This is a genomic window from Photobacterium angustum (assembly GCF_003026365.1).
Classification (GTDB): domain Bacteria; phylum Pseudomonadota; class Gammaproteobacteria; order Enterobacterales; family Vibrionaceae; genus Photobacterium; species Photobacterium angustum.
The window spans coordinates 212,620-237,644 of record NZ_PYOM01000005.1; the positions used below are offsets into that span (position 1 = coordinate 212,620).

Sequence of the window (25,025 nt, forward strand, 5' to 3'; positions counted from 1 at the left end):
ACGGAGAATGATTTAAACATGACTTACGCGCCTGTAACAGACGTATTAAGCGGTAAACTAGCGGTAGACAGTGAAGTAACTGTTCGCGGTTGGATTCGCTCACGTCGTGATTCCAAAGCTGGGATCTCTTTCCTTGCCATTTATGACGGCTCTTGTTTCGACCCGATTCAGGCCGTGGTCCCTAATGAGTTAAATAATTACCAGGAAGAAGTGCTTAAGCTAACAACTGGTTGCTCTGTTGAGGTTACCGGTACTATTGTTGCTTCACCTGCTAAAGGTCAAGATTTCGAACTAGCTGCAACCAACGTGAAAGTGGTTGGTTGGGTTGAAGATGCTGATTCTTACCCAATGGCTAAAACTCGTCACTCAATCGAATACTTACGTGAAGTGGCACACCTTCGTCCACGTACTAATGTAATTGGTGCGGTTGCACGTGTTCGTAACTGCCTATCTCAAGCTATTCACCGTTTCTACCACGAGCAAGGCTTCATTTGGATGTCAGCACCACTTATCACAGCATCTGACTGTGAAGGGGCTGGTGAAATGTTCCGTGTATCAACATTAGATCTTGCTAATGTACCAATGACAGATGAAGGCAATGTAGACTTTGACAAAGATTTCTTTGGTAAAGAGACATTCCTAACAGTATCTGGTCAGCTAAACGCAGAAGCATATGCGTGTGCACTAAGCAAGGTTTACACTTTCGGCCCAACCTTCCGTGCTGAAAACTCAAACACAAGCCGCCACCTAGCTGAGTTCTGGATGGTAGAGCCTGAAGTTGCTTTCGCTGAACTTGATGATGTAGCAAAACTTGCTGAAGACATGCTTAAGTACGTGTTCAAAGCTGTACTTGAAGAGCGTCGTGACGATCTTGAGTTCTTTGCATCTCGCATCGACAAAGAAGCAATTACTCGTCTAGAGCAATTTGTAACGTCTGATTTTGCACAAGTTGATTACACTGATGCAATTAAGATCCTCCAAGATTCTGGTCGTAAGTTTGAGTTTGATGTTGAGTGGGGCATTGATATGTCTTCTGAGCACGAGCGCTTCCTTGCAGAAGAGCACTTTAAAGCACCTGTAATTGTTAAAAACTACCCGAAAGATATCAAAGCATTCTACATGCGTATGAACGATGACGGTAAAACAGTTGCAGCGATGGACGTACTAGCACCTGGCATCGGTGAAATCATCGGTGGTTCTCAACGTGAAGAGCGCCTAGACATTCTAGATGCACGTATGATTGAGATGGGTCTAGATCCTGAGCACATGGGTTGGTACCGCGATTTACGTCGTTACGGTAGCGTTCCTCATGCAGGTTTCGGTCTAGGTTTCGAGCGTCTAGTTTCTTACGTAACAGGTATGGGTAACGTACGTGACGTGATCCCATTCCCACGTACTCCTCGCTCTGCAAACTTCTAATCATATTTAGTTTAGAATTTCAAAACGCAAAAAGGCTGTCCTATTGGCAGCCTTTCTTTTATCATCTATTTTTTAAGAAATTTGATTAACAATGAAATTAGACGACGTTAATCATTAAAGTCTAGGTCATTAAACGGCACAGGTTTTGAGTAATAATACCCTTGAATATAATCAATTTTATGTGCACGCAAGAAATCAACTTGCTGCTGGGTTTCAACCCCCTCAGCGACAATATCAATCCCTAATCTTTTCGCCATCATAATAATTGAGTTGAGTACTTCCACTTTCACATCGTCCCCCCCAATAACATCAATAAACATTTTATCGATCTTCACGCCATCTAAGTTAAAGTCCATAAAGTAACTAAAACCACCATAACCCGTTCCAGCATCATCAAGTTTAATTTGATACCCCTGCTCTTGCAGACTACGGATATTCGCTTTTGCCATCGCGAGGTTTTTAAAATGCTGGCGCTCGGTAATCTCGAACGAAGCAATAAAATTCGTTTCAGATTTCAACATATCAATAAGCTGATCAATAAGCTGATCAATAAATGCTTTATTCTCTATCTGTTGCGCCGTTAAGTTAAAGGCGCAGAATACCTTCCGTTCATATTGATAACGGTTTTGTGAAAAGTCTTTTTGTACTTTTTTCACTAAGGTTAATGTAATTTGGTTAATTACTTCCATTTTCTCAGCGACATCAATAAAATATACTGGCAGTAATAAACTACCATTACTTAATTTCCATCGAACGAGAACCTCTACCCCTTGAAGTGTATCACCAAGAGGTATAATAGGTTGATAGTATGGAATAAATTTATTATTTTTTTACAGCTAACTACTAATAACTTTTTTAAGTCTTGCCGAGAATGATAATAGTAAATAACACCAGCGGAGATTAAGCATAAAAAGAAGAAGTAGATTAATGAGTAATAATTAAATTATATTAATAATAAAAAGATAAACACTTATTAAAAAATTAAAAAATCATTTGAAGTAATATAAATAAGAAACGTTTTATGATTAACATTAAATTAAGACTACTATTTATTTTTTCTTACTAATAAAAGATATATAACGGATATAAGGTGGCTGTTGTTCTTCAATCATTGGAGAATAGACAATAAATAAGATAGCCACGATACTGTGAATTTTTCAAATCATTAACTAATAAGAACGACAATAACATTTATTTGTCTTAATATTTTTATAATAGGATTCAAAAATACCGCTATTACCTTACCCAAAACTCACAGATGTGCTTTAATTATACTTAAAATGAATAAAAAGAATTCAATGAATTTTACATGTCGTATTGATAAAATATTCTCATCAAAGATATGATAAATATTATTGAATTTATATCTTTAAGATATAAAATCCACCCTTCATCTCTTGTATTGATATAGCAAATGTTTGGTAAGTTAATAAGTAAAAACAAAAGTTTAATCACTAGCCTTAAACTTTTCTCACTGTTATTCATAGGAATATCAGGTGGATATTTTGCTTACAACGCCTATCATTTAGACGAATTTCATGAGCAATTTTTTGAAAAAATGAATTCGATTTACTCTGTGAGTCGACGTTTTAGTTCATATTACAACAATACTGGAACCACCTTTATTCCAAAAGGTATGCATGATTACAATGGCGTTGACGTTTGGGTAAAAAAACCTTCAGATGTAAAATTATTATCAACAGGAATAAACCGTCTTCGTTCTCAACTCGATGAAATTACAGATAATAACATCTGGACGATTGCTGTTTTTGAAAATCCTGCAGACTATGTCCATTTCGACCCAGCTAGACCACTTTATTTAGAACTTTATAAAAACAATCATGACAAAGATATAATAAAGCGAATTATTCAACGTGAGGGTCTTGGTGAAACTTACCGCTATTTTTATGGCTGTAATTTAAAACTGACAGAAAGATATGTAGAAGAAAGTTCTAACCAACACATCAGATCTTTATATTATCCTATCTATAATAATCGTAAGTTAGATGCATTACTGGTTATTGATATCAAAAGTAACTTACTTCATAAAGCACTTAAAAGTTACAATCGCGAATTCAAAACGGTGCTTTATGAAAACCCATCAAAGCATGGATATTACATAAAAAAACTATTACCTTGCGCTAGCCAAGATCCATTTTATGTAGGCGTAAACTTATTGACTATTTTAAAAGTATCGCTTACGCCTGCATTACTTTTAACCTTCTTTATTCAGCTATTAACTTCGAGATTGAAAAGAAGAAAGTTTTCGTTACAACGCGATCTCATGACGCATTTCTATCGACGTGATTACTATGAAAAAAAGCTGCTTTCTCAAAAGAGTTTTTGTTTATTAATCATTGATATTGATAACTTTAAGTCTATCAATGACACTTATGGCCATGAAGTCGGTGACGAAGTAATTCGTACTGTCGCAGAAAGAGTAAACCAGTGTATCCGCCAAAGTGATATCGCGATACGTTGGGGAGGAGAAGAGTTTATTTTAAGCTTCCCAGTAATGACAAGAGAGCAATTAGAACTAAAGGCAGAAGAAATCCGACATATTATTCAGGTATACCCTATTCATGGGATTGATGTCACAATTTCAATAGGGGGTACTGTGTCGGAGACATTGTCATTTACTGAAGCATATAAAGTCAGTGATGATGCGTTATATCAATCAAAACATAACGGTCGTAATCAATCGACAATTGTTTGATGACGTTATTACTACTGACAACTTACTTTTGATACTAAATTAGCAAATAATTACTGTTATATGCCATCCTTGATAGATCACTTATCGTTCAAGGATGGCAACATGATCACTTCATCTTTATCAAATCATATTCTTACGCTTACTATTGACCGCCCTACAGCGAAAAATGCACTTAACCTTGATATGTACCAAGATCTTGCTCAACTGTTAGAGCGAGCAAAAAATGATGATATATACGTCGTTATTATTACCGGTAGTTCGGATATTTTTTGCAGTGGTAATGATATTGAAGACTTTATTCAGTTAGCGCAGGCAGATGACACTCAAGCACAAACAAACCGAGAGATTATTGAACGCTTTATGCTCGCAATGATTGACTGCCCTGTGCCTATTATTGCCGCTGTGTCTGGTGCTGCCATTGGGATAGGGATGACACTGTTACAACACTGTGATTTCATTTTTGCCACCCCCAATACAATCTTCACTCTCCCTTTTGTAAAGCTTGGATTATGCCCTGAATTTGGTTCAAGTTTATTATTACCGCAATTGATCGGCGAACGAAAAGCTAAAGCAATGTTACTGCTTGGCGAGGAAATGACAGTAGAGGAAGCGTTATCTCTTGGTTTTATCAATCAAATAACCGTTCAACCTGAGCAACGAGCTGCACACTGTGCCAATACACTTACCGCTTTACCTAAAGAAGCATTGCAGCATACTAAGAAGCTACTATCTGACAGTACACGCCAACAACTTATTGATTGTATCTACAAAGAGAATGACCTTATTTTTAAGCTTATTAAACGTTCAGAAGCAACCAATGCGTTATCTCGATTTAAGGGCAAAAAAAGTCATACTTAATTCATGAATAAAAATTATGACTAATTTGTTGCATTATCTTGTAAAGGTTCTATGACAAAGGGTATAAATAGGCATAACCATTTATTAACGCCACGGATGACCAACTATGTTTGAGAAAATTACGGCAGCTCCTGCTGATCCAATTTTAGGTTTAACAGAAGAATTCAAAGCAGATACACGCGCAACAAAGATTAATCTAGGCGTTGGTATTTATAAAGATGAAACAGGGAATACGCCTGTTCTTGCCACCGTAAAAAAAGCAGAAGCAATTTTGCTTGAAAAAGAAAAAACAAAATCATACTTAAGCATTCCAGGTACTCCAGAATACGGCCTAGCGGTTCAAGAGCTACTTTTTGGTAACGATGCAACAATCATCACTGAAAAACGCGCACAAACAGCTCAAGCACCTGGTGGTACTGGTGCATTACGTGTTGCCGCTGAATTTATTAAGCGTCAATTGGGTGATGTAAAAGTATGGATCAGTAATCCTACTTGGGCTAACCACCACGGCGTCTTTGGTGCTGCTGGTCTTGAAACACAGCAATACTCTTACTACAACGCAGAAACAAGTGATATTGACTTTGACGCAGCTATTGCTGATTTAAGCCAAGCTAGCGAAGGAGATATTGTTCTTCTGCATGGTTGTTGTCATAACCCAACAGGTATTGACCCAACAACAGATCAGTGGCAAGCACTAGCAAAAGTCTGCATTGAGAAGAAACTACTACCAATGTTTGATTTTGCTTATCAAGGCTTCGCACGCGGTGTAGAAGAAGATGCGCAAGGTTTACGTATCTTTGCAGATCAACTGCCAGAATTGCTGGTAGCGAGTTCCTTCTCTAAGAACTTTGGTTTATACAATGAACGAGTAGGTGCATTTACACTTGTTGGTAAAACAGCAGAGCAAGCAGCTACAGCATTTAGCCAAGTGAAATCTATCGCACGTGTTATTTATTCTAACCCACCAGCTCACGGTGCTGCGATTGTAACAACAATCCTAAATAACGCTGAGCTTCGTGCAGAATGGGAACAAGAAGTTGCTGATATGCGTGATCGTATCCAAGAAATGCGTACACTATTTGTAACGACATTAAAAGAGTTAGGTGTAACTAACGACTTTAGCTTTATTGAACGCCAAAACGGCATGTTCTCGTTCTCTGGTTTATCAAAAGACCAAGTTACACAACTTAAAAATGACTTTGCTATTTATATTGTTGGTTCTGGCCGTATTAGTGTTGCGGGTATGACAAAAGATAACATGATGCCTTTATGTAAAGGTATTGCTGCCGTCTTATAATATAAAAAATAAGTAATAAAAGAGGACGTAATGTCCTCTTTTATTTTCTACCATAACGACGAGATGTCTTTTTATGCGAATTTAACTAATTAAGTTAATATAAATCAGCCCGATTTATTCAATGGTAATACATTACAATATAAATCTCGCTCGTAATTTCTGTTTAGCTGTTCCTTCCAAGGTCTGTTTGCAATAGGAACAAGATAGAACATTTCACGTGCGGTATCAGTTACAAAAGCCATATCATGCCGCATCACTTCATAGTGAATATCATGAACAAACCCTAACGAGAAACTTTGCCTACCCGTTAATATATTTATATCTTCCCTCGTTAAAGAAACGCCTTGATTATCTTCAGCGAAACGATCAATCAGCCAATCTGAAAATTCTCTCGCACTTATCATTGTCATAGATCATTAACTCCAAATGCTTCGAGCTTCTTGAAATTAACATCCAAATAATTGCTATCTAAAACATAAGTTAATAAATTTTAAAATATAATCTAATAAAATCATGGATATTAATTCATTATTATATTTATAGCATTAAAATAGTTATTCTTAAAAATAATCGTAACGATGCATAAATAATAAAGTAGAACTTAATATTAGCAGAAGAAAATAATTTAGATGGAATATAAATGAGAATAAAAACCCCCGCTTCTTAAGAAGAAGCGGGATTGGCTGCTTAAAGTGCTTTGTATAAAACTTTGTTGCCAGCCAATTGAATGCGTTCAACTAACCCTTCTTCAGTCAGTTTTTTTAACGCACCTGTAGCCCAAGAAGCCGCTTTCGCATCTTCTTGACCAGCTTCTAAGCCAATGCCTTTAGGGTTTAAACCTTCAGCATTTTTAACAACAATATCTAACACTTGTTGCTGCTTAGGAGTTAATGACACTGCTGATGTAGCCTTAGCGGGTGCCACTTTAACTTCTTTTTTTGCTTCTACAGCTTTTGCCGCTGGTGCAGCCTTCACTGTTTCAACATTTGATGCTTTTTCAGCTGCTTTTTTAGGCGCTGCTTTTGTCGCTAACTCAGCAAAAACAGGCGTCTGTTTTTGAAGTTTTAGCTGTACTTTACGTTTGTGAGAGATTCTCATTAAATTTCCTACTCCGTTGCACTACTTTCAGTCACCACTATGCCAGCGGGAAAAAGTAAGCGCGTTTTATATCAAGTATGTCAGAGAAATACCAGCAAACGGCGATATATCAACCGATAAATATGATTTTAAGCAAAAAATTCCTTTTATATTCTTAATATATACTTAATAAGTACAAAAGATGTAGGTATCTATCATGAACATGCCGTTGATGTGCAATATTTTGAGTAGTCAATACGATCGCTACGCATTTCCATAACGTAGGATAAATAGATGATTTGATTTGATTTGATTTGGAGTAAAGCAATGGAAACCTATCATGTAAAGTCAGCCCCTATTACCCCTTATGTAATGCTATTTGTTTTTTGTTTTACAGCGTCGATTAGTGCTAGCTGCCTTACCTTTTTTATTCCTAATATGACACCTCTAGCAACCATTTTTACCACTATTATCATTGGGGTTAGTGCCGTTATAGTTATTCGTTATATCTGTGACTCAAAATATCTGTTCACACTTACATTCATGCATTGCCAATATCACAGTCGTTACGGTGGCTGGTCAACGCCTTGGTATAATATATCTCAATTAGGTAAAGCTGAAATAAGCCACCAAGGCTGGCAACAGCCCCTCCCTTGGATCGGTATTAAACTTAACGATTATGATGACTTTATTAAAAACATCAGCCCCCGATTAGCAGCACGCATTATTATCGAGCAGCGTATTTTATTAGTCATGGCAATTAAAAATAGTGATGTTGATAATCACACTATAGAAGATGTGTTATTTGATGATGAGCCCTACCAATCCCAAAATGGTAATGTCTTTAAAGGCTTAAGAGCGATGCTAGCACACAGAATGGAATATAATCGTGAGTTCTTAGGGTTTGATTTTTTTATCTCTGAAGATACGTTAGATAGGCCAATTAATGATTTTATTGGCCTATTAAGACGTTATAAAGCAGCCGCTATACGCCAATAACGTCGCTATGTTGTGCTTTTAAAAATGGTAATAACAATAACCCTATCGCAGCTGCCGCTACAGAAATAACGACAAAGAATCCCATCCAATGGTAATGCTGCATAATTATCGCCAATGGGTAACCTGCAAGTGCTGCGCCCATATAGGCAAATAGCCCCACAAATCCGGTTGCTGCGCCAACAGAGTCTTTATGTGAGCACTCAGCAGCCGCCATACCGATTAACATTTGAGGGCCAAACACAAAAAAGCCAATAGTAAATAAACACACCGCCTGTAAAACAAAGCTCGAGATTGGAATTAACCACAGCGCGGCAACAGACAAAAAGATACCGATTGAAAACAATAAGATCATCGGCCCGCGATTGCCTGAGAATATTTTATCCGATCCCCACCCAGCCACCAGCGAACCTAAAAAGCCGCCGATTTCAAACAAAGACAGCGCGCTATTAGCCGTGATTAAGCTATAACCATATTGTTCGGTAAGATACAAATTACCCCAGTCGTTAATCGCTGTCCGAACGATATAGACCAGAATATAGCTAAAGCTTAATAACCAAATATATTTATTATTCAGTACATAACGAAACAGGATCTGCTTTTGCGATAAGCCCTTGCCTGTATTTTCATGGGCGATTTCTAAGTAATCTTTGCGCCAATGTCCAATACTGGGCAACCCCATTGAAGTCGGTTTATCGCGTAAACGCCAGCAAAGAAATAAACCGATAACCACTGCAATGATGCCAGGAATATAGAAACTGTAACGCCAGCCAAAATGGAGCACAGTAAAGCCAACAATAATGGGGATCATTGCGCCCCCCACATTGTGTGCAGTATTCCAAATAGACCACCATCTGCCGCGCTCAGATCGTGAATACCATGTTGTTAGTAATTTAGAACAGGCAGGCCATCCCCAGCCCTGAAACCATGCATTTAATATCCATAATATGCTTAGCGCGACAATGGAACTAGATAAGCCAAATAGAATATTAATTATACCGGTCGCAATCAGCCCAATCCCCATAAAGTAACGAGGATTAGAACGATCACTAACAATCCCAGAGATGAATTTCGAGCAGCCATAAGTAAGATAAAATAGCGTGCCCATTAAACCAATATCCGCTTTATCCCACCCCAAATCTGTAATAATTGCGGGCATAGCATAACTAAAGTTTTTACGGGTTAAATAAAAGGCAGCATAACCAATATACATACTGACCATAATGTGAATACGCCAATAACGATAACGTTGAGCCGTTTCTTGAGTCGCGTCTATATTCATAATTCTATTATCGTCTAAAGGTTCTAAATCTATGAGAGAGAGCTAAGCTGTGGCAGTACAACACGAATGTTTGTTCCAGCTAATTTCGGATGCTCATAGTACATCTGTAATTCAGCTTTAGGCTGAGTATGACTGGTAATAACACACTGACCGCCTAATGCTTCGATACGCTCTTTCATCCCACGTAAACCAAAGCCTTTCAATGTGTCACTGGTTTTAAAACCCACGCCGTTATCTTCTATTTCCATAGTGATATTGTCATCAACCGACAGTGTAATCAGCACTTCCGTTGCCTTTGCATATTTTGCGATATTATTAAGTGCTTCCTGTACGACACGAAACAGCGTGATTTGCAGCATATCTGACATCACATTATCAATATCTTTCGGATAGGACATTGCGACATCAATATCTTGTGCTTCAAAGTTTAAATCTCTGATCACTTGTTCAATCGCTGCTTTTAAGCCTAAATCATCCAGTGTCTTTGGCCGTAATTGCGACAATAAGCCTTTTGTTGTGTCATAAATATTTAGCGATAATTGTTCAATTGAAGAGGCGCATGACTCGCCAACCTGTGATATTTCGACACGTTTTAAAATACTGGCTTGAGTGCGTATTGCGGTAATATTTTGTCCAATTTCATCATGTAATTCTCGCGCGATATTTTGTCTTACAGACTCTTCTGCCGTAACCAACTGACGTGATAATGAATAATTTCGTTTTAATTGTTTCGACAGTTTTTTATTTAAATCACGCTGATGTTGGATCCCAATTCCCAACAAGATCCCCGTAATACTTTGTGCTGATAACGACAACAACAAATCAACGGTTTCAATTGAGCTCACTTCACTACGAACAGCAATTAAAGCAATACTGTTAAGTAAGGTGCCAAGTAGTGCCCCTTCCCAACCATAACGAAACGCCAATAAAATAATAGGAATTGCCAAACAAAATGGTGCAAACAAACTCAATTGCTCAGGTAAATGCACCTGCAATAGAATATTGGCAATGAATAATAAGCAGAAAAAAAATAGATGCTGGCTACGAAATTCAACAGGACGAGAAACCACATCAACAGTTAATGGTATCCACTCCTTTTGAAACAAATAATTCCAAATCAAATAACAGCTAGGAACCAACATTAAACCGCTAGTCATACTAATAAGGAAAATAAAACCGAGTCGGCGAGTATTGAGAAGATCAAAGAAGTGCAACCCATTCAATACCAGCATATTGAACAGTGCTAAAGTGGTTATCGCAATCGCCATAACAGTAAGTAACCGCCACTGCACACCTTTATAGTAACGCCGCGCAAGTAAGGTAACAGGTATAGATAAGACACTGGCAATAAATAAAGCCAGCCAACTATATTGCGGTAAAGATAAAGCTAATAACAGTAACCCACTCCATTCCGCGCTATAAATCGCAAGCCAATATTTCTTCAAGCTGTGAAGAGTTAGGCCAAGCCTAAGTGCAAAAGGAAAAAACACCGTTGCGAGAATAGGATCCATAATGAAGTAATATGAAATACCCCATAAACAAAACCAACTACAGCAAACAAATAACCAAACACAAAGTGATGTTAGGCTAAAGCTACGCACTAGATAACATCCCCGCTAAAGAACTTAGCAAGCTCAACGTTATTTTTTACGTCTAATTTATCCATCGCATTAGCACGATGAACATGTACCGTTTTATGGCTTAAACCCAATTTTACCGCGACCGCTTTAACATCAAGTCCTGTTGCCAGTAATTCACTAATTTGATGCTCACGTTTAGTCAATTTTCCTAACGCTTGCTTATTACAATTAGGTGATACTAAATTAATCGCGATATCAGGGGTCAAATAACAACCACCTTGCGACGCTGTTCTTACCGCTTGAACTAATTCCTCAGGACTACAACGTTTACTTAAAAAGCCTTTTGCGCCTAGGCTCAATGCTTTTTCTACTACCGTTGCAGAGTCATGGACACTCAGCATAATACTTGCAATGCCTGATGGAAGATCTTCAAGTAACGTTAAGCCACTTTCGTTAGGCATCGAAATATCTAAAATACATACCGTAACATCTAAACCAGGTAAACCGACTCGAGCATCTTCAGCAGAGCTGAACTGTCCAACAACCTCCATATCAGGCTCTAACGCTAATAGCTGAGCAAAGCCAGAACGCACAATAACGTGGTCATCAACCAAAGCAATTTTAATCATTACCTGAATACCTATAGAGAAAAACCCCATAAACTACCCCTTCGTATTACTGTGAGCAAGTGCTTTACTTGAGTTTTATTCCCTATTGACATACCTGATTGCATAGATACAAAAAAGCGCCTTGGTGATCAAAGCGCTTTAGTAAAACGTTAGTTGCTAATTAGTTAGTTGCTAATTGCTGTTTTTCTTTCTTTTCACGGTAAATCTTACGCTCTTCAAGAACAGCAACAATTGCCATGATCACACAACAAATAACTGCAGCCGTATCTAGCGCAACAAAAGTTCCTGCCCAACCCGTTTGACCGAAAATAGGCGTACCATCAGCAATCATACCTAAACCCAGTTTCGCAAAGCTATCACCGATTAGGTAAGCAAACGTACCTTTAATACCATCGGCAACCGCGATACCTTGCTTAGGTACAAAGCCAACGGCTGCAACACCAATTAGAAGTTGTGGACCAAAGACTAAGAAACCAAGTGCAAATAATGATGCTCTGTAAGCAAAAATTGTATCTGCATGTTGATAGAAACCTAATGTTGCAATCACACCAATAAGCGCAATACACGCAACTAAGCCACGACGACCATTGATTAAGTCAGAGAAGAAACCCCATAAACATGTACCGATCAAGGCACCCGTTTCGAACATGGTGAAACCAGAAATAGCCGTTTCTTTATCAAAACCAAGTATTTCGTAACCGTATACCGTTGACCATTGGTCGATACCAATACGCACAACGTAAAGAAATACGTTAGCAAAACATAGTAGCCAAATAACCTTGTTGTAAAGCACATAGGTTTTGAAGATTTCCAGCTTGCTCATCTGGTTTTCGTTAACCGCTTTATCTTCTTCTGAAATTGGCTCTTCAAATAGTTCCTCTGCGGTACCTAAACCATAAGATTCAGGGCTGTCGTTACCTATGCTAAAACCAATTAGCGCGACAACAATTGCAATGATAGAAGGCACGATAAACATACCCGCAACATTACCATTAAAGAAGTAGTTTGCACCAAATAGTGCAACACCCGCGGCACCCGCACCACCGATGTTGTGCGAAATATTCCACATACCAAGGAACGTACCGCGGTTCTTTTTACTGGTCCACTTTGAAATAGTAGAGTACGAGTTAGAGCCACCCACACTTTGGAATAAACCCGATAATGCATACAGGCCAATCATCATGTAAAACGAGCCCATTGATGGCCCCATGACTAAACCAAAGCCCAGCATACATAAACCAGACAATAGTAAACCCAATGGCAAAATATTTTTCGAGTTCTTACCATCACACCAGTAGTTTAATGCTGTTTTACCGATGCCATAAGTAATGGAGAAACCAAGACCAATGGTACCTAGTTGCGTCATACTCATACCGTAATCAGAGATCAGGTCGTTTTGCGCAATATTGAAATTCTTACGGATGAAATACATTACCATGTAGCTAACAAATACTACGAGGTATGAACGTAAGAATGGCGCAAGCCACATTTTCTTACGTACAGCTAAAGGTAAATCAAGCGTTGGTTTTCTTACCTGTGTAAGCAGTTTTAACATGTGAAATCCTCAGATAGTCACTGAAAAATCGATGCTATGGATGTTTTATGATCAATACGCCGAATCGGAGTACTGTTATTACCATTAACATTCACAGTGCAGGGGATCACCATCATTCAAAACATGTGATTAAATTGGAATAAACCAATCAAAATGGATAGATGATCATTGCCGAGGATTTTATCGATACCCAACCGTTAGGGCATGAGAAGCCGACCTAACATGACTAGGAATAATTCCTAGTTTAAGTGAAATTGGAGTGAAAATGTGACACAGCGCAAACTGAAGATATGTAGCAAATAGAATAAAGTGAGGATAAAACCCCACTTTATAGAATAGAAAATCGCATTAATATAATGGCATTTCATCAGCAACAAATGGGTTTGTTGCTCGCTCATGACCAAATGTCGATAATGGACCATGGCCCGGTACAAAAGTCACATCATCACCTAATGGCCATAGCTTAGTTTTAATCGCGTTGATCAACGTTGGATGATCACCACGAGGAAAATCAGTTCGACCGATTCCCCCTTTAAATAACACATCGCCAACAAATGCAACATTAGCGTCATTGCTAAATAAAATTACATGTCCAGGGGTATGTCCTGGGGTATGGAGGACTTGCAATGTTTGATTGCCGACATGAATTTCATCGCCATCGTTTAACCATTGCGTTGGCTCAAATGCTTCCGTCATCGGAAAGCCAAACATTTCACTTTGACGCGGTAAGCCTTGTAGCCAAAACTCATCATCTTTATGTGGACCAATAACCGGTACATTTAAAGACTGAGCTAAAGGCGCTGTACCTCCAACATGATCAAGGTGACCATGGGTTAAAATAAGTTGAGTAACGGTTAACCCTAACTCGTCAACCACCTTGGTTAATTGTTCAATGTCACCACCAGGATCAACAATCGCCGCTTGGTTTGTTTCATCACACCAAATAATTGAGCAATTTTGCTGAAATGGTGTAACAGGAACAATTTGATACTTAAGACTCATACTCGCTTAACATCCTAGCCATAAACATAAGCCGAAAGGATGCCACGATTATTAATAAAAATATAGCGACGATTTATAGCATCTAATTAACCGCGCCAGTTACGCACTGGACCTGTGTCAATATGCACAAACTGGCTCCCTGGGTAATAACCCACACCACCAATTTTCAGATCCATTGCCGCTTGGCGAATTTTTGCTAATGGAACACCTTCAAGGTTAAAATCGATAGCTTGCGCCTTCATGTGATAACTCTTTTTCGCAACGCCACCGCTGCGTTTTGCTAACATTTTATTAGTTTTTGGCGAACGATAACCAGAAATAAGTTGAGCATAACCTTCATGCCCTAAATATGTCTGAATTTGTGATATTGCATCATATAAACGGCGATCAATACGCGCGACTTCATTTTGCCTAAAATCACGGCACAGATGATCAATTTGTCTTACCGCAGAGCCGACATAGGTTTTGCCATTAAAATACTTTGTTTCTAACTCTTCACCTGTATGAAGATTACGGATCAATAAATTACGAGGATCAGATGCTTTAAATGGGCTAGCAATTGCTACATTAGGTAATAAACAAGAACCGACAACTGCTCCGCCGAGAGCAAGAAATTTACGGCGATTAATATTAATTTCTGTCATACCTACCCATGATAAAAAACGTGCTATTTATTGTAATAATGCAAAGCGTATACCACCCGCTTTTTCCAGCACGATATCCATCACTGATAAAGTAGTCAAAGACACATGTCACATATTTTTAATGGCGAAAGAACTACTATTTATTTTCATGGAGTTATCTAGTTCAGTAATTGTAAGCAGAAATTAACGAACTATTTTTTCCTTGATCTCGGTCATACTGATATATGTCACTACGATAATTCACCAAGCCTAAATCATCGACCCACGCAGTCTGATAAATTAGATCTACAGGCACACTTTTACTACCACCCAACACTATGGTGCGCGTTTTTTTACTTCTAGATAAATTATTAAAACGCTCTTCACTACTTCCTGAATATTCTAATAATATCCTTGCTAAACTTTTTGCCTGTTCAACTCGAATACAACCAGAACTTAATGCACGTTCATGCTTTTCAAATAAAGATCGCGAAGCGGTATCATGTAAATAAATAGCTTGGCTATTCGGGAAGTTAAATTTAAAAACTCCTAATGCATTTTGCTTTCCTGGCTTTTGTCTTAAACGATAGGGAAAACGATTCGGTGATAACAAATAATATGGAATTGAATTAATAGCTATTTTTTGCGCATTATCCCATCCTTTTATCACTTCATAATTATTACTAGACAGGTAATTTCGATTTCTTCTCACCTTCGGCATGATATCTTTTTTCATAATAGAATTTGGGACATTCCAATAGGGATTAAAGACAACCGATTGAATATCGGAATCAATCATAGGTGTTTGTCTTGATGGGCGTCCAACAATCACTTTACTCCCCAGTACCCTTTCACCCTCTAACCATAAATTCATATAATAACTGGGAATATTCACTACAATGCCAGTGTCAGGTTTCACCGACCATAACCGCATACGCTGTGCATTTAACGCCAATAGCCGAATACGCTCTTTGATATTTAGTGCTAGCCATTGCTGGGTGTCAGCCCCTATTACGCCATCACTCTTTAAACCGTGTCGCTCTTGAAAACGCTTAACTGCTATCAGAACAGATCCTGATAAATCTTGTATTTCTTGGGTTCGTACATTCTTTGCTTCTAATGCAGTCATATCCCCTAGTGTTTCAAGCACAGTCACAACCCCCTCAATATTATTAACATATTGTCCAGGATGAATATTGCCTTTAAACAAAAAGACAGGCCATCGTGTATCTTTTATCTCATTGAGTTTATTTAACGCAGTGACAAGCTCAGTATATTCATTATCGAATGGTTTTAACTTAGAAATAAAGTTACGTAAACGTTGTTGTTCATGGCTTATTAATAATTCTTCTATAAATCCATCAGAAGGTACAGGCAGTTTAATAGGAGGAATATCGCCAAATAGCCATAGGTTTCCTTTTTCCTGTACCCCTTCAATAAATCCCATATATGCTAGTAATGTATCAGTTGCTAACACATCGTAATCACGCCAATCATCACTCTTTTTATAACGTTTTAAATTATGATAGCGACGGGTTAAATCAGCTGAGATTCTAGTTAGCGATAATAAGTAAAGTTGCTCTTCAAATTCAGCCATAGCAATTTGGTCTTGCCAAACTTGACTATATCCAACCGAAAAATAAAACTCTGACAATTTATCAAGGTACTGAATACCTTGTACATTATTAGCAATATCTTTTATCCAGTGATTCGTTATTTGATACTGCTGACTAACGGTATGATTATTGCTAATTATTTCTTTACTTGATGAATTTATTAATTCAGACGTGATAATTTGTTTATCTTTTATCACAATCGCTTTATTTTCAGTTGCAGAATGAGACGGTAAATCAGATGAAGCTGTAAGACTAATAGAAAAAAAGCATAATACAGAGGTGAAATACCAATACTTACAAATAGTCATAGAAGTCCCCAAGCACTACTTCGCTATTACTAATAATAGTATTTAGAGCATCAAATGTAGACGCAACTTGATTAAAGTGAACTATATCTACAAGAATAGAAAGGAAACGGGGAATTATTAGCAATAATATTCGCACATTGCAAAAAATAGGGCTGTTTCTTAATAATAAGAAGAAACAGCATTTATAATTTAGCAGTAGGAAATAACCTAATTAGACAACAGACAAAGCCCAATGGTTATCCCACATAATCGCACTTTGTTTTGACGTCTTTTTAAAATGGGTATCAATACTGAGTATTTTCCCTGCTCCCGAGCCGACAATCCAATGGTTATCTAGCATTGCAACACCAGAAGCATCAACTAAAGGCTTTACCTCAACTAACTCTCGCGTTGATTGCTCCCAAATACCGTAACAATTACCTCTTGGTGAGGTTGCTAATAAATAGCCATCAATCGTACCAATACTGGCAATGTAATGATTAAACCTCAACCATTGTTCATCTTCAGCCAATAAAGAGTGCAATGCCTGACCCCGTTGATGCGTTGCCACCAGCGGTGCGGCATGTTCAGGCTCACCACGATATTGTTGACCGCAAGCTATACCGCCATTATCCATTAAGCTAAGGTGGCGAATACTAAGTCGCTTATCTGCAAGTTCTGCTTGATCAACAATCTCACCTCGGCTTTTATCTAAATACACTAATGCCGGTTGCATTGAATCAAGATTTAACGGTGTTCGTCCTTGGGTATGTACCCCACCAACACCCACCGCTAAGGTATTATTATCAGCCCAAATCACTTCATGGGGGCCAATACCAAAACCGCTAAACTCAGCTACTTTGGGTAAACCTTGCTTGACCTCATAGACCCCAATAATGCCACGACTGGTTGCTGATTCTCCTTCCGTTGTATACAAATACTGACCATCATCAGAAAAAACACCGTGGCCGTAAAAGTAACGATTAGGATCTGCTGCTCGCAACCCCCATTCTTTACATGATTGATGATCAAACACTTGAACATATTGCCCAGGACGGCGAGAAAAGACCGCCGTTAATGAGCCGTTACGTTGCAACGCAATACCATGCCCCCGTGCAGGTAACATAATTTTCAACAGCGGATTTCCTGATAAATCAGCCACAACAGCTGCAAATTTCCCCGCAGCGGTTCGACTACAACCTATCAATTTTGGCTGACGGTGTGATTGTGCTGAAGCACCATGCCGCGCGTTAACATCACAGCCCGTTAACGACATAAACGGTAACGTACTGGCTGATGAAAGAGCATAACCTAGTAATTTACGCCTCGTTAAATTAATCTCCATCGGTTGCATTAAACCCCATCACAATACCTAGCTCTGCAGCTACATCATCGTGTAACGCTAACTGGATATATTCCAACCCATTGAACACATTAATTAATTCACGGTATCCAGCTTTTGTTTTTAGTAACGATCCCATACTCTTTTCTTGTGGCCAATCAGCTAACAACAATTCAAAACGCTGATTAATACGGTTCGCGGTGCTCTCATGCCCTTCTTTAATCAATAAAGCATTCAAACCATTGCCATTCGCTAAATAAAGCTGATGTAATGCTTCCACACTCGCTTTTAAACTCACCATTGATGTTTGTGAACGCCACGCTTCCGATTGATATGGTTTTGGTTTTCCCGGTTTCCCCATCGGACGAGTCAGCTTTTTAAGGGTGTAATCAAGCTGGTTATTGAGCGCGCCTAAATATTCCCCCAAGGCTAATGGCGGCGGTAATGTTTGCCATGGGTTATGTTTCCATTCTGCGACTAAATCTGTGGCGGTTTGTACCATATGCCCTGTTATTGCATCGGCTAAATGACAATAATTAGCCTGAGATAACTGCTTTTGCTCTTGAAATAAAAACCACTCAGCAGCACCTAAACCTTGCACAACCACACTTTGATCAGCAATGTCTTGGCTACTAAATGTCTTCTCAGACTGTAGTAACTCTTTAAGCTTTCTACCTGTGGTGTTCTTTTTGTCAGGCCAAAATTGCACTTGCCAGCTTAACGCTAAAGCTTCTTCACTGCCTTTTTCTCGGCCTTGTAATGCCATCCAGCTTTGCATTGTTGATAGCCATGCATCTTGCGCCGCTTCTACAGACGCATCACTATACTGAGTACAAATATGACTAACGCTGTCATGAAGTAAACGGGTCGATTGCTGATACTCTGTGGCTTCATCCAGTGACAATTCGTACACAGGCGTAAGATTAAAACCTAACGCCTCAGTAGCTTTTACATTTTCAATCGGTAGCGTTTGTTTCGGCTCTGATTTTGAAACGTCAGTACTATCGTCACTACAACCAGTGGTCATAGTACTTAACGCCAATGTGCAAACAGTAAGAATAATCTGAGATTGGCTTGCATACTTCTTCATTACAATACCGCTCCTTTACAATGAATTTAAAAACGCGACTAATGCTTGGCGATCAGATAAAGGCAGTTGCAACACTTTATCGCGGCTCATTTGTGCTTCGCCGCCATGCCATAACACCGCTTCCATAACTGTGCGAGCACGTCCATCATGTAAAAAGTTAGTGTGTCCGTTCACTTCCTCGGTATAGCCTAAACCCCATAACGGCGGTGTTCGCCATTCTTGCCCATTAGCTAAAAACTCAGGGCGATTATCAGCTAACCCTTCACCCATATCGTGTAATAACAAATCGGTATAAGGGTTGATAGTTTGTTCAGATAACGCTGGACGATTAGGTACGTTGGCTGTCTTAATATTCGTGCGGTGACAACTTTCACAGCCAATATCAGCAAACAGCTTTTCACCTTTCATGACTTGAGGTTCTGTAATATTTCGACGTGCAGGAACCGCTAAATGCTGAGAATAAAATTCAACAAAATTAAGTACTTTTTCCGTCACTTCATGTTTGCCGCCATTAGGCAGCTCTTGGCAAATTGATTGCGCACCACTACAGTTTTCTTGTTCAAATAACGCACTGGTTAAGCCTAAATCACCATTAAACGCGGCAGCATTTTGTTGCATTAAAGTTGGTTGTCCGGCTTTCCAACCAAAACGCCCAATGACAGTTTTATTTTCTTGTACATCCCACACTTGGTTTAACTTTCCACTTACGCCTTTATTTTCTGCGGCTTGCTCTTCAACAAAACTTTTTAACGTTTGCTCTGGAATATGCTCTAACAAACCTAATCCAATCATTGGTGGCGCAATACGTGCAGACAGCATTACATCTTCCGCCATTGGGCCATAATTGAGATCCGTGATAGTTAAATTGGGCTTACGCAGGGTTATCACTTCACCGTCAGCAAACGTCACTGGTTCATCACTGTAGGTTAATGATATTTGCCCTTCAGGTTTCGCTTCAGGCAAGGCAAAATCTTGTAATTGATCGCCATACATCGGGTCTGGAATTGTGCCGCTTTTAATCAACTGTTTTTTCTGGGTATCTGTTAACGCAGGAATACTTAAACGCACCAGCATAGACACAGAATTTGTATCGCCTTTTTCAGGTGGATGACCACGCCCATCTTTAATATGACAATTCTGGCAACCATTAGTATTAAATAACGGCCCTAAACCATCACGGGCATCGGTTGTTGCAGGCGCTTGTACCCAAGGGTTACGAAAAAAACTGTTACCAACACTGAAATCTAATCGCTTAGACATCGGCAAATTACTTGAAGGCAAAGAAAAGGCATTGGCACCTGTTTTTGGCGTTGTCGTATCACCGCCAGATTTAATTTTTGCCAGTCGCTCTTGGGTATATTTTGTTTTTTTTTCTTCAGGAATAGTGGATTCTGCCGACGCGATAACAGGCAGTAATCCTAACGACATCAACATCGTTGCTAAAGACTTCATACTCACACTCATAGATTCTTATTATTAAAATACGAATAAAGTCGCCCTAACTGCTGGCGACTTATTTTTATATTTTTGTAGAGAGATAAGTCACTTAGAACTGATGATCTGCTGTATCTGGATTTAGATTACTAACCCCAATAATACTTGCCGCTTTTTCAATTTCAGCCGTTTGCTGCACTAACGCCATAATAGATTTTTTCACCAACGCATGGCCGGCTTTGTTATCTGTAGCAATAAGCTGATCAAAGTGTTGGTTATCTTTTTCAGCTGAATCAACAAGTGTTTGTAGTTGAGCACGAGTTTTATCAAATTCTGCTTTAATTTCAGCAGCGGCTTTCTTATCTTTCGCTGCTACTAAATCATTAATACTTGGGCCTGTTAACACTTCACCATTAGTACGGGTGTAAGTACCAGTGTAAACGTTATAGATACCTTGCTCATTGTAGTAATGCGAGTTATGGGTGTTATCTGAAAAACAATCGTGCTCGTCTTCCGTTGAATTGGCTTCTAATGCCACTTTCATACGCTCACCAGCAAGTTCACCTAATGAAAGAGAGCCCATACCAAATAGCATTTTACGCAAACCATTATCCGCTGATTCTGCTAGTAACTCACTACGGTAGTTCTTCGCTTCGGTTGCTGACCACTGCTTTTCCATCCATTGCAGATCGTTAATCAACAGTTGAGAAGAGGCCGTTAAATACTCAGCACGACGTTCACAGTTACCGTTAGTACACGCTTCGCCTTTTACAAAATCTGTAAATTTACGATCGCCAGCACCACTCTTAGTACCGTTAAGATCTTGTCCCCACAATAGGAACTCAATGGCGTGATAACCAGAAGCAACGTTTGCTTCAGAGCCACCTAATTCATTTAAGTCAGCAATTAATTCAGGCGTGATCTTAGTAACATCAATCTCTTTATTACCCACATTCAGGGTTTTACTTGCTACGATATTCGCTTTTGCGCCTTCATTACCAAGCTCGTGTTGGTAATCTTTCGCTACGTAATCAATTAAACCTTCATCTAACGGCCACGCATTTAATTGTCCTTCCCAGTCATCAACAATACCGTTACCAAAACGGAATACTTCAGATTGTTGATAAGGAACGCGAGAAGCTTTCCATGCGGTACGTGCTGCTGAAAGTGTTTTTTCAGAAGGATTAGCAACAAGTGCAGCAATCGCTTTATCTAAATCTTGCGCGGTCGTTAATGCATCACTATAAACACTGTGTGCAAGATCTGCATAATGCGTCACCACTTCTTCTTTAGTTGCCGCTTGTGCCACGGTAGGCAACGTAAAAATCGCTGCCGCAATCAGAGTGTGAGTAAATGTTTTGTTCATTAAAGCGTCTTCCTTGTTGAGCATTTCTTAATATAACCAAGAATGAAAATCTAAGTGATAATTGTTATTATTAAGACAATATATCAGATTGGTAACATTTTGAAACACATCAGCCGCATTTAATGGTAATAATTTGCATTTAATTTTTTAAAAAAACCATAACTCGAACACATATAACGATTATCTCGATGTATTTCACGTATAACCTTTGCTATAGCTAGCGTAATGATACATATTGCACTACTGAGATTTATTACCGCAGTGATAAATCTCAACACGTAATATGCCGCTGTAAGATTTGGAGATTTACATGGACAAGCACGAAGAAGTTCTGATCGCTCTTCGACAAATTATTCGCGCTATCGACCTGCATTCAAGAAAATTGAACAAAAATGCAGGATTGACAGGCCCTCAATTAGTTTTGATGCGAGCGATTAAAGCATCAGGTGAAGAAGTGACTATTCGTCAGCTTTCTAATAACACTAATATGAGCCAAGCAACGGCTACTACCATTCTTGATCGACTAGAAAAACGCGGTTTAGTGGTACGTCAGCGTAGCCAATTAGATAAGCGTAAAGTGCATGCTCACCTTACCGAAGATGGCTTAGCACTCCTTGAAAAAGCGCCATTGCCGCTACAAGACAGCTTTATATCTCAATACCAAGAGTTGGACGATTGGGAACAATCACTGCTACTGTCATCAGTACAGCGAATTTCAACCATGATGAATGCCGAACATCTTGATGTAGCTCCCCTACTTGAAGTAGGTAGCATTACTCAACAAGAAAAAACCAAAAGCGAATTAGAAGAGTAAGCATCACACACGTTTGCAAATATTGAGATAATAAAAAACCGATCAAGTGATCGGTTTTTTACTTTTGGTTATTTGGGCATCTTTACGTTTTTTGGAAACACCTACGCACCATCTATAATATCTTGGCTAAGTTGATATATCCGCACAATGAACCCAGCATCATCACTACCTACACCTTCTCTTTTTAGCCAAAACTGTCCTGCACTCGTTTTAACAAACTTGGTATGAAATTGTTCATTAATCGTTATTAGCGATACATACCGCCCCCATTTCTGAAATGGTAATTCCCCCCCAGAACCAACATCAAAAAACGTCTTCGATTTATTCTGATCGTTGGTTGCTGTTCAATCAGAGTCAGCGCCCTAAATTGTTACTATTGATCCCACGCTTTTTGCTGATTCTCGATAACAATCAATTGACTTGCTAGATTCTGCATGTATTCACAATTCTATTGTTATTAACATCAACAACCCATCCGTAGCAAAATAGCGCAATGAGCTAATAATCTAGAGTAAGAAAAAGAGAGTCAAGGCGACCCCATGCCATATGCAATGTTGCAATTGGGTAACAAAAAAAAACACAGCCAAAGAAAAGCGTGATCGAAATCACATGGTAATTTGGTGTTAAAAAATCATAAAACATCGGGGCTAAAGTGCCTTTCAAAAATGATCCATATCGTACTTTAATACATAAATTATTAAGTAAATCATAGTCAAAGAGAATTCGAGATAAATCTTTGAATGACACAAAAGTGACTAAATTAGTCACTTAAATCGTTAACCAATGTAAAAATTAGTGATCAACAAGGATGAAAGCTAAGTGGAATAAGTTATAAAATAGGCAAAATAAATCAATGTGACGTACAAATTCAGTAATATTTGCAACGTACATCATCATTTTGCAACAAAGTGAAACATGTGTTTTACATTGCTCACTTTTGCAATTAAATTGCACTCATAAACCTTATGAACAAAAGAAGGAAATCAGACACGGTTAATATCAATAATGAATAACAAATTTCTAAATTTTTGTTTTCAACGTTAAATAATTACAAATAAACAATAAATATTTGACAATTCTTTTAAAGCAGTCTTCTGATTTTCATTACTGGATATTTGAAAGTAGTACAAAGTCAGGGAGGAAAAATGAAGATAACACGTAGCAGGAAAGTTGGGATAACGATCCTTGCAATTTTATCAGTAGCACTTTTAACGTTCCTATTTACTAGCAGTAACATGGTTCTATTCGATTCAAAAGGTTCGATTGGTCAAGCCCAGTCTTCACTGATCATTACATCAGTACTTTTGATGGCAATAATCATAGTCCCTGTTTTGCTGATGTCCGTGTATTTCCCTTACAAATACCGCCACAGCAATAAAGATGCGGAATACAAACCAAACTGGGAGCACTCCACAAAAATCGAAGTGGTTGTGTGGGCAGTTCCTTGCTTAATCATTCTTGCGCTTGGTTGGATCACTTATCAAACCTCATATTCTCTCGACCCGCGTAAAGAGATTGCATCTGAAGAAAAACCGTTGACTATCCAAGTTGTTGCAATGAACTGGAAGTGGCTGTTTATCTACCCTGAACAGCAAATAGCAACAGTTAATGAGATTGCATTACCTGTTAACCGCCCAGTTAGATTCCTAGTTACATCTGACACTGCGATGAATTCATTCTTCATTCCACAACTTGGTAGCCAGGTTTACGCAATGGCTGGGATGGAAAATCGACTTCACCTCATGGCAGAAGAGAAAGGCGTTTACCGTGGTATTTCTGCGAACTACAGCGGCTTTGGTTTTACCAACATGAAGTTCAAAGCACACGCAGTTGACAATGCCGACTTTGACCAATGGGTTCAAAAAGTAAAAGCATCCGACAAAGTATTGAACGACAGTAGCTACGACGTACTGACAGCAAATGCTAAAGAGCAAATTAAAACAGCTCACCCTGTGACTTATTTTGCATCTGTCGATCCTCTTCGATTCAAAGATATTATTGAAAAACACGCGGGAGTCCAAAATGGCTTATAAGGGCGATGT

20 protein-coding genes and 1 pseudogene are annotated in these 25,025 nt (G+C 38.7%); 7 read left to right on the forward strand and 14 right to left on the reverse strand.

The window, feature by feature from the left end; all coding sequences use genetic code 11:
• Positions 1 to 18 precede the first annotated feature (18 nt).
• Positions 19 to 1,419 carry an asparagine--tRNA ligase gene (gene asnS / locus CTN01_RS07240; protein WP_045082971.1) on the forward strand — a complete coding sequence of 467 codons (1,401 nt, stop codon included), beginning with the start codon at positions 19 to 21 and terminating at the stop codon, positions 1,417 to 1,419.
• Positions 1,420 to 1,526: 107 nt separating this feature from the next.
• Here the strand turns inward: asnS and CTN01_RS07245 are convergent.
• Positions 1,527 to 2,237 (reverse strand): annotated as a pseudogene (locus CTN01_RS07245) (EAL domain-containing protein); the annotation flags it as partial.
• 596 nt (positions 2,238 to 2,833) lie between these two features.
• On the opposite strand from CTN01_RS07245, the gene CTN01_RS07250 reads away from it, so the two are divergent.
• From CTN01_RS07250 to CTN01_RS07260, 3 genes are all read left to right on the forward strand, one after another.
• The gene (locus CTN01_RS07250) at positions 2,834 to 4,135 is read left to right on the forward strand and encodes a GGDEF domain-containing protein (RefSeq protein WP_045147885.1); all 1,302 of its coding nucleotides are present in this window, start codon (positions 2,834 to 2,836) and stop codon (positions 4,133 to 4,135) included.
• 102 nt (positions 4,136 to 4,237) lie between these two features.
• Positions 4,238 to 4,993 carry an enoyl-CoA hydratase/isomerase family protein gene (locus CTN01_RS07255; RefSeq protein ID WP_045147886.1) on the forward strand — a complete coding sequence of 252 codons (756 nt, stop codon included), beginning with the start codon at positions 4,238 to 4,240 and terminating at the stop codon, positions 4,991 to 4,993.
• Positions 4,994 to 5,099: 106 nt separating this feature from the next.
• Entirely contained in the window at positions 5,100 to 6,290 is a 1,191-nt protein-coding gene (locus tag CTN01_RS07260) for an amino acid aminotransferase (RefSeq protein ID WP_045147888.1), read from the forward strand.
• A 104-nt stretch (positions 6,291 to 6,394) separates the two neighbouring features.
• Here CTN01_RS07260 and CTN01_RS07265 read toward each other — a convergent pair whose 3' ends face one another.
• A complete protein-coding gene (locus CTN01_RS07265; protein ID WP_045147889.1) occupies positions 6,395 to 6,700 on the reverse strand; it encodes a hypothetical protein in 306 nt (101 codons plus the stop codon).
• Between the two features lie 277 nt (positions 6,701 to 6,977).
• A complete protein-coding gene (locus CTN01_RS07270; protein WP_045147891.1) occupies positions 6,978 to 7,388 on the reverse strand; it encodes a hypothetical protein in 411 nt (136 codons plus the stop codon).
• 306 nt (positions 7,389 to 7,694) lie between these two features.
• On the opposite strand from CTN01_RS07270, the gene CTN01_RS07275 reads away from it, so the two are divergent.
• The gene (locus CTN01_RS07275; protein ID WP_107188490.1) at positions 7,695 to 8,366 is read left to right on the forward strand and encodes a DUF2982 domain-containing protein; all 672 of its coding nucleotides are present in this window, start codon (positions 7,695 to 7,697) and stop codon (positions 8,364 to 8,366) included.
• On the opposite strand, the gene uhpC is transcribed toward CTN01_RS07275, so the two are convergent.
• From uhpC to CTN01_RS07330, 11 genes are all read right to left on the reverse strand, one after another.
• The gene (gene uhpC, locus CTN01_RS07280; RefSeq protein ID WP_045129599.1) at positions 8,353 to 9,645 is read right to left on the reverse strand and encodes an MFS transporter; all 1,293 of its coding nucleotides are present in this window, start codon (positions 9,643 to 9,645) and stop codon (positions 8,353 to 8,355) included. The two genes, CTN01_RS07275 and uhpC, sit on opposite strands and share 14 nt — an antisense overlap.
• A gap of 29 nt (positions 9,646 to 9,674) precedes the next feature.
• Positions 9,675 to 11,246 carry a signal transduction histidine-protein kinase/phosphatase UhpB gene (uhpB, locus tag CTN01_RS07285; protein WP_045147892.1) on the reverse strand — a complete coding sequence of 524 codons (1,572 nt, stop codon included), beginning with the start codon at positions 11,244 to 11,246 and terminating at the stop codon, positions 9,675 to 9,677.
• The gene (gene uhpA, locus CTN01_RS07290; RefSeq protein WP_005367223.1) at positions 11,246 to 11,854 is read right to left on the reverse strand and encodes a response regulator transcription factor UhpA; all 609 of its coding nucleotides are present in this window, start codon (positions 11,852 to 11,854) and stop codon (positions 11,246 to 11,248) included. The genes uhpB and uhpA overlap by 1 nt, the downstream gene beginning before the upstream one ends.
• 160 nt (positions 11,855 to 12,014) lie before the next feature.
• A complete protein-coding gene (uhpT, locus tag CTN01_RS07295) occupies positions 12,015 to 13,409 on the reverse strand; it encodes a hexose-6-phosphate:phosphate antiporter UhpT (protein ID WP_045147894.1) in 1,395 nt (464 codons plus the stop codon).
• A 348-nt stretch (positions 13,410 to 13,757) separates the two neighbouring features.
• The gene (locus CTN01_RS07300; protein ID WP_005367216.1) at positions 13,758 to 14,411 is read right to left on the reverse strand and encodes an MBL fold metallo-hydrolase; all 654 of its coding nucleotides are present in this window, start codon (positions 14,409 to 14,411) and stop codon (positions 13,758 to 13,760) included.
• A gap of 86 nt (positions 14,412 to 14,497) precedes the next feature.
• Positions 14,498 to 15,046 carry a peptidoglycan L,D-endopeptidase MepK gene (gene mepK / locus CTN01_RS07305; protein WP_181318108.1) on the reverse strand — a complete coding sequence of 183 codons (549 nt, stop codon included), beginning with the start codon at positions 15,044 to 15,046 and terminating at the stop codon, positions 14,498 to 14,500.
• Between the two features lie 172 nt (positions 15,047 to 15,218).
• On the reverse strand, positions 15,219 to 16,958 hold the full coding sequence (locus tag CTN01_RS07310; RefSeq protein ID WP_045147897.1) for a L,D-transpeptidase family protein: 1,740 nt from the start codon (positions 16,956 to 16,958) through the stop codon (positions 15,219 to 15,221).
• 211 nt (positions 16,959 to 17,169) lie between these two features.
• Positions 17,170 to 18,291, reverse strand: coding sequence for a DUF1513 domain-containing protein (locus CTN01_RS07315; RefSeq protein WP_181318107.1), 1,122 nt, complete (start codon positions 18,289 to 18,291; stop codon positions 17,170 to 17,172).
• Entirely contained in the window at positions 18,272 to 19,369 is a 1,098-nt protein-coding gene (locus tag CTN01_RS07320) for an imelysin family protein (RefSeq protein ID WP_045147900.1), read from the reverse strand. Before CTN01_RS07320 ends, CTN01_RS07315 begins: the two co-directional genes overlap by 20 nt.
• A 15-nt stretch (positions 19,370 to 19,384) precedes the next feature.
• Complete coding sequence (locus tag CTN01_RS07325; RefSeq protein ID WP_107342125.1) at positions 19,385 to 20,821, reverse strand: di-heme oxidoreductase family protein; 1,437 nt, start codon at positions 20,819 to 20,821, stop codon at positions 19,385 to 19,387.
• 94 nt (positions 20,822 to 20,915) lie between these two features.
• Positions 20,916 to 22,169: an imelysin family protein gene (locus CTN01_RS07330; protein WP_045147904.1), complete on the reverse strand. Its 1,254-nt coding sequence runs from the start codon at positions 22,167 to 22,169 to the stop codon at positions 20,916 to 20,918.
• Positions 22,170 to 22,479: 310 nt separating this feature from the next.
• Between CTN01_RS07330 and CTN01_RS07335 the strand changes: the two genes are divergently transcribed.
• Both CTN01_RS07335 and cyoA read left to right on the forward strand, forming a co-directional pair.
• Entirely contained in the window at positions 22,480 to 22,983 is a 504-nt protein-coding gene (locus CTN01_RS07335; RefSeq protein WP_005367205.1) for a MarR family winged helix-turn-helix transcriptional regulator, read from the forward strand.
• Positions 22,984 to 24,128: 1,145 nt separating this feature from the next.
• Entirely contained in the window at positions 24,129 to 25,016 is an 888-nt protein-coding gene (gene cyoA, locus CTN01_RS07340; RefSeq protein WP_045147905.1) for a ubiquinol oxidase subunit II, read from the forward strand.
• Positions 25,017 to 25,025 lie beyond the last annotated feature (9 nt).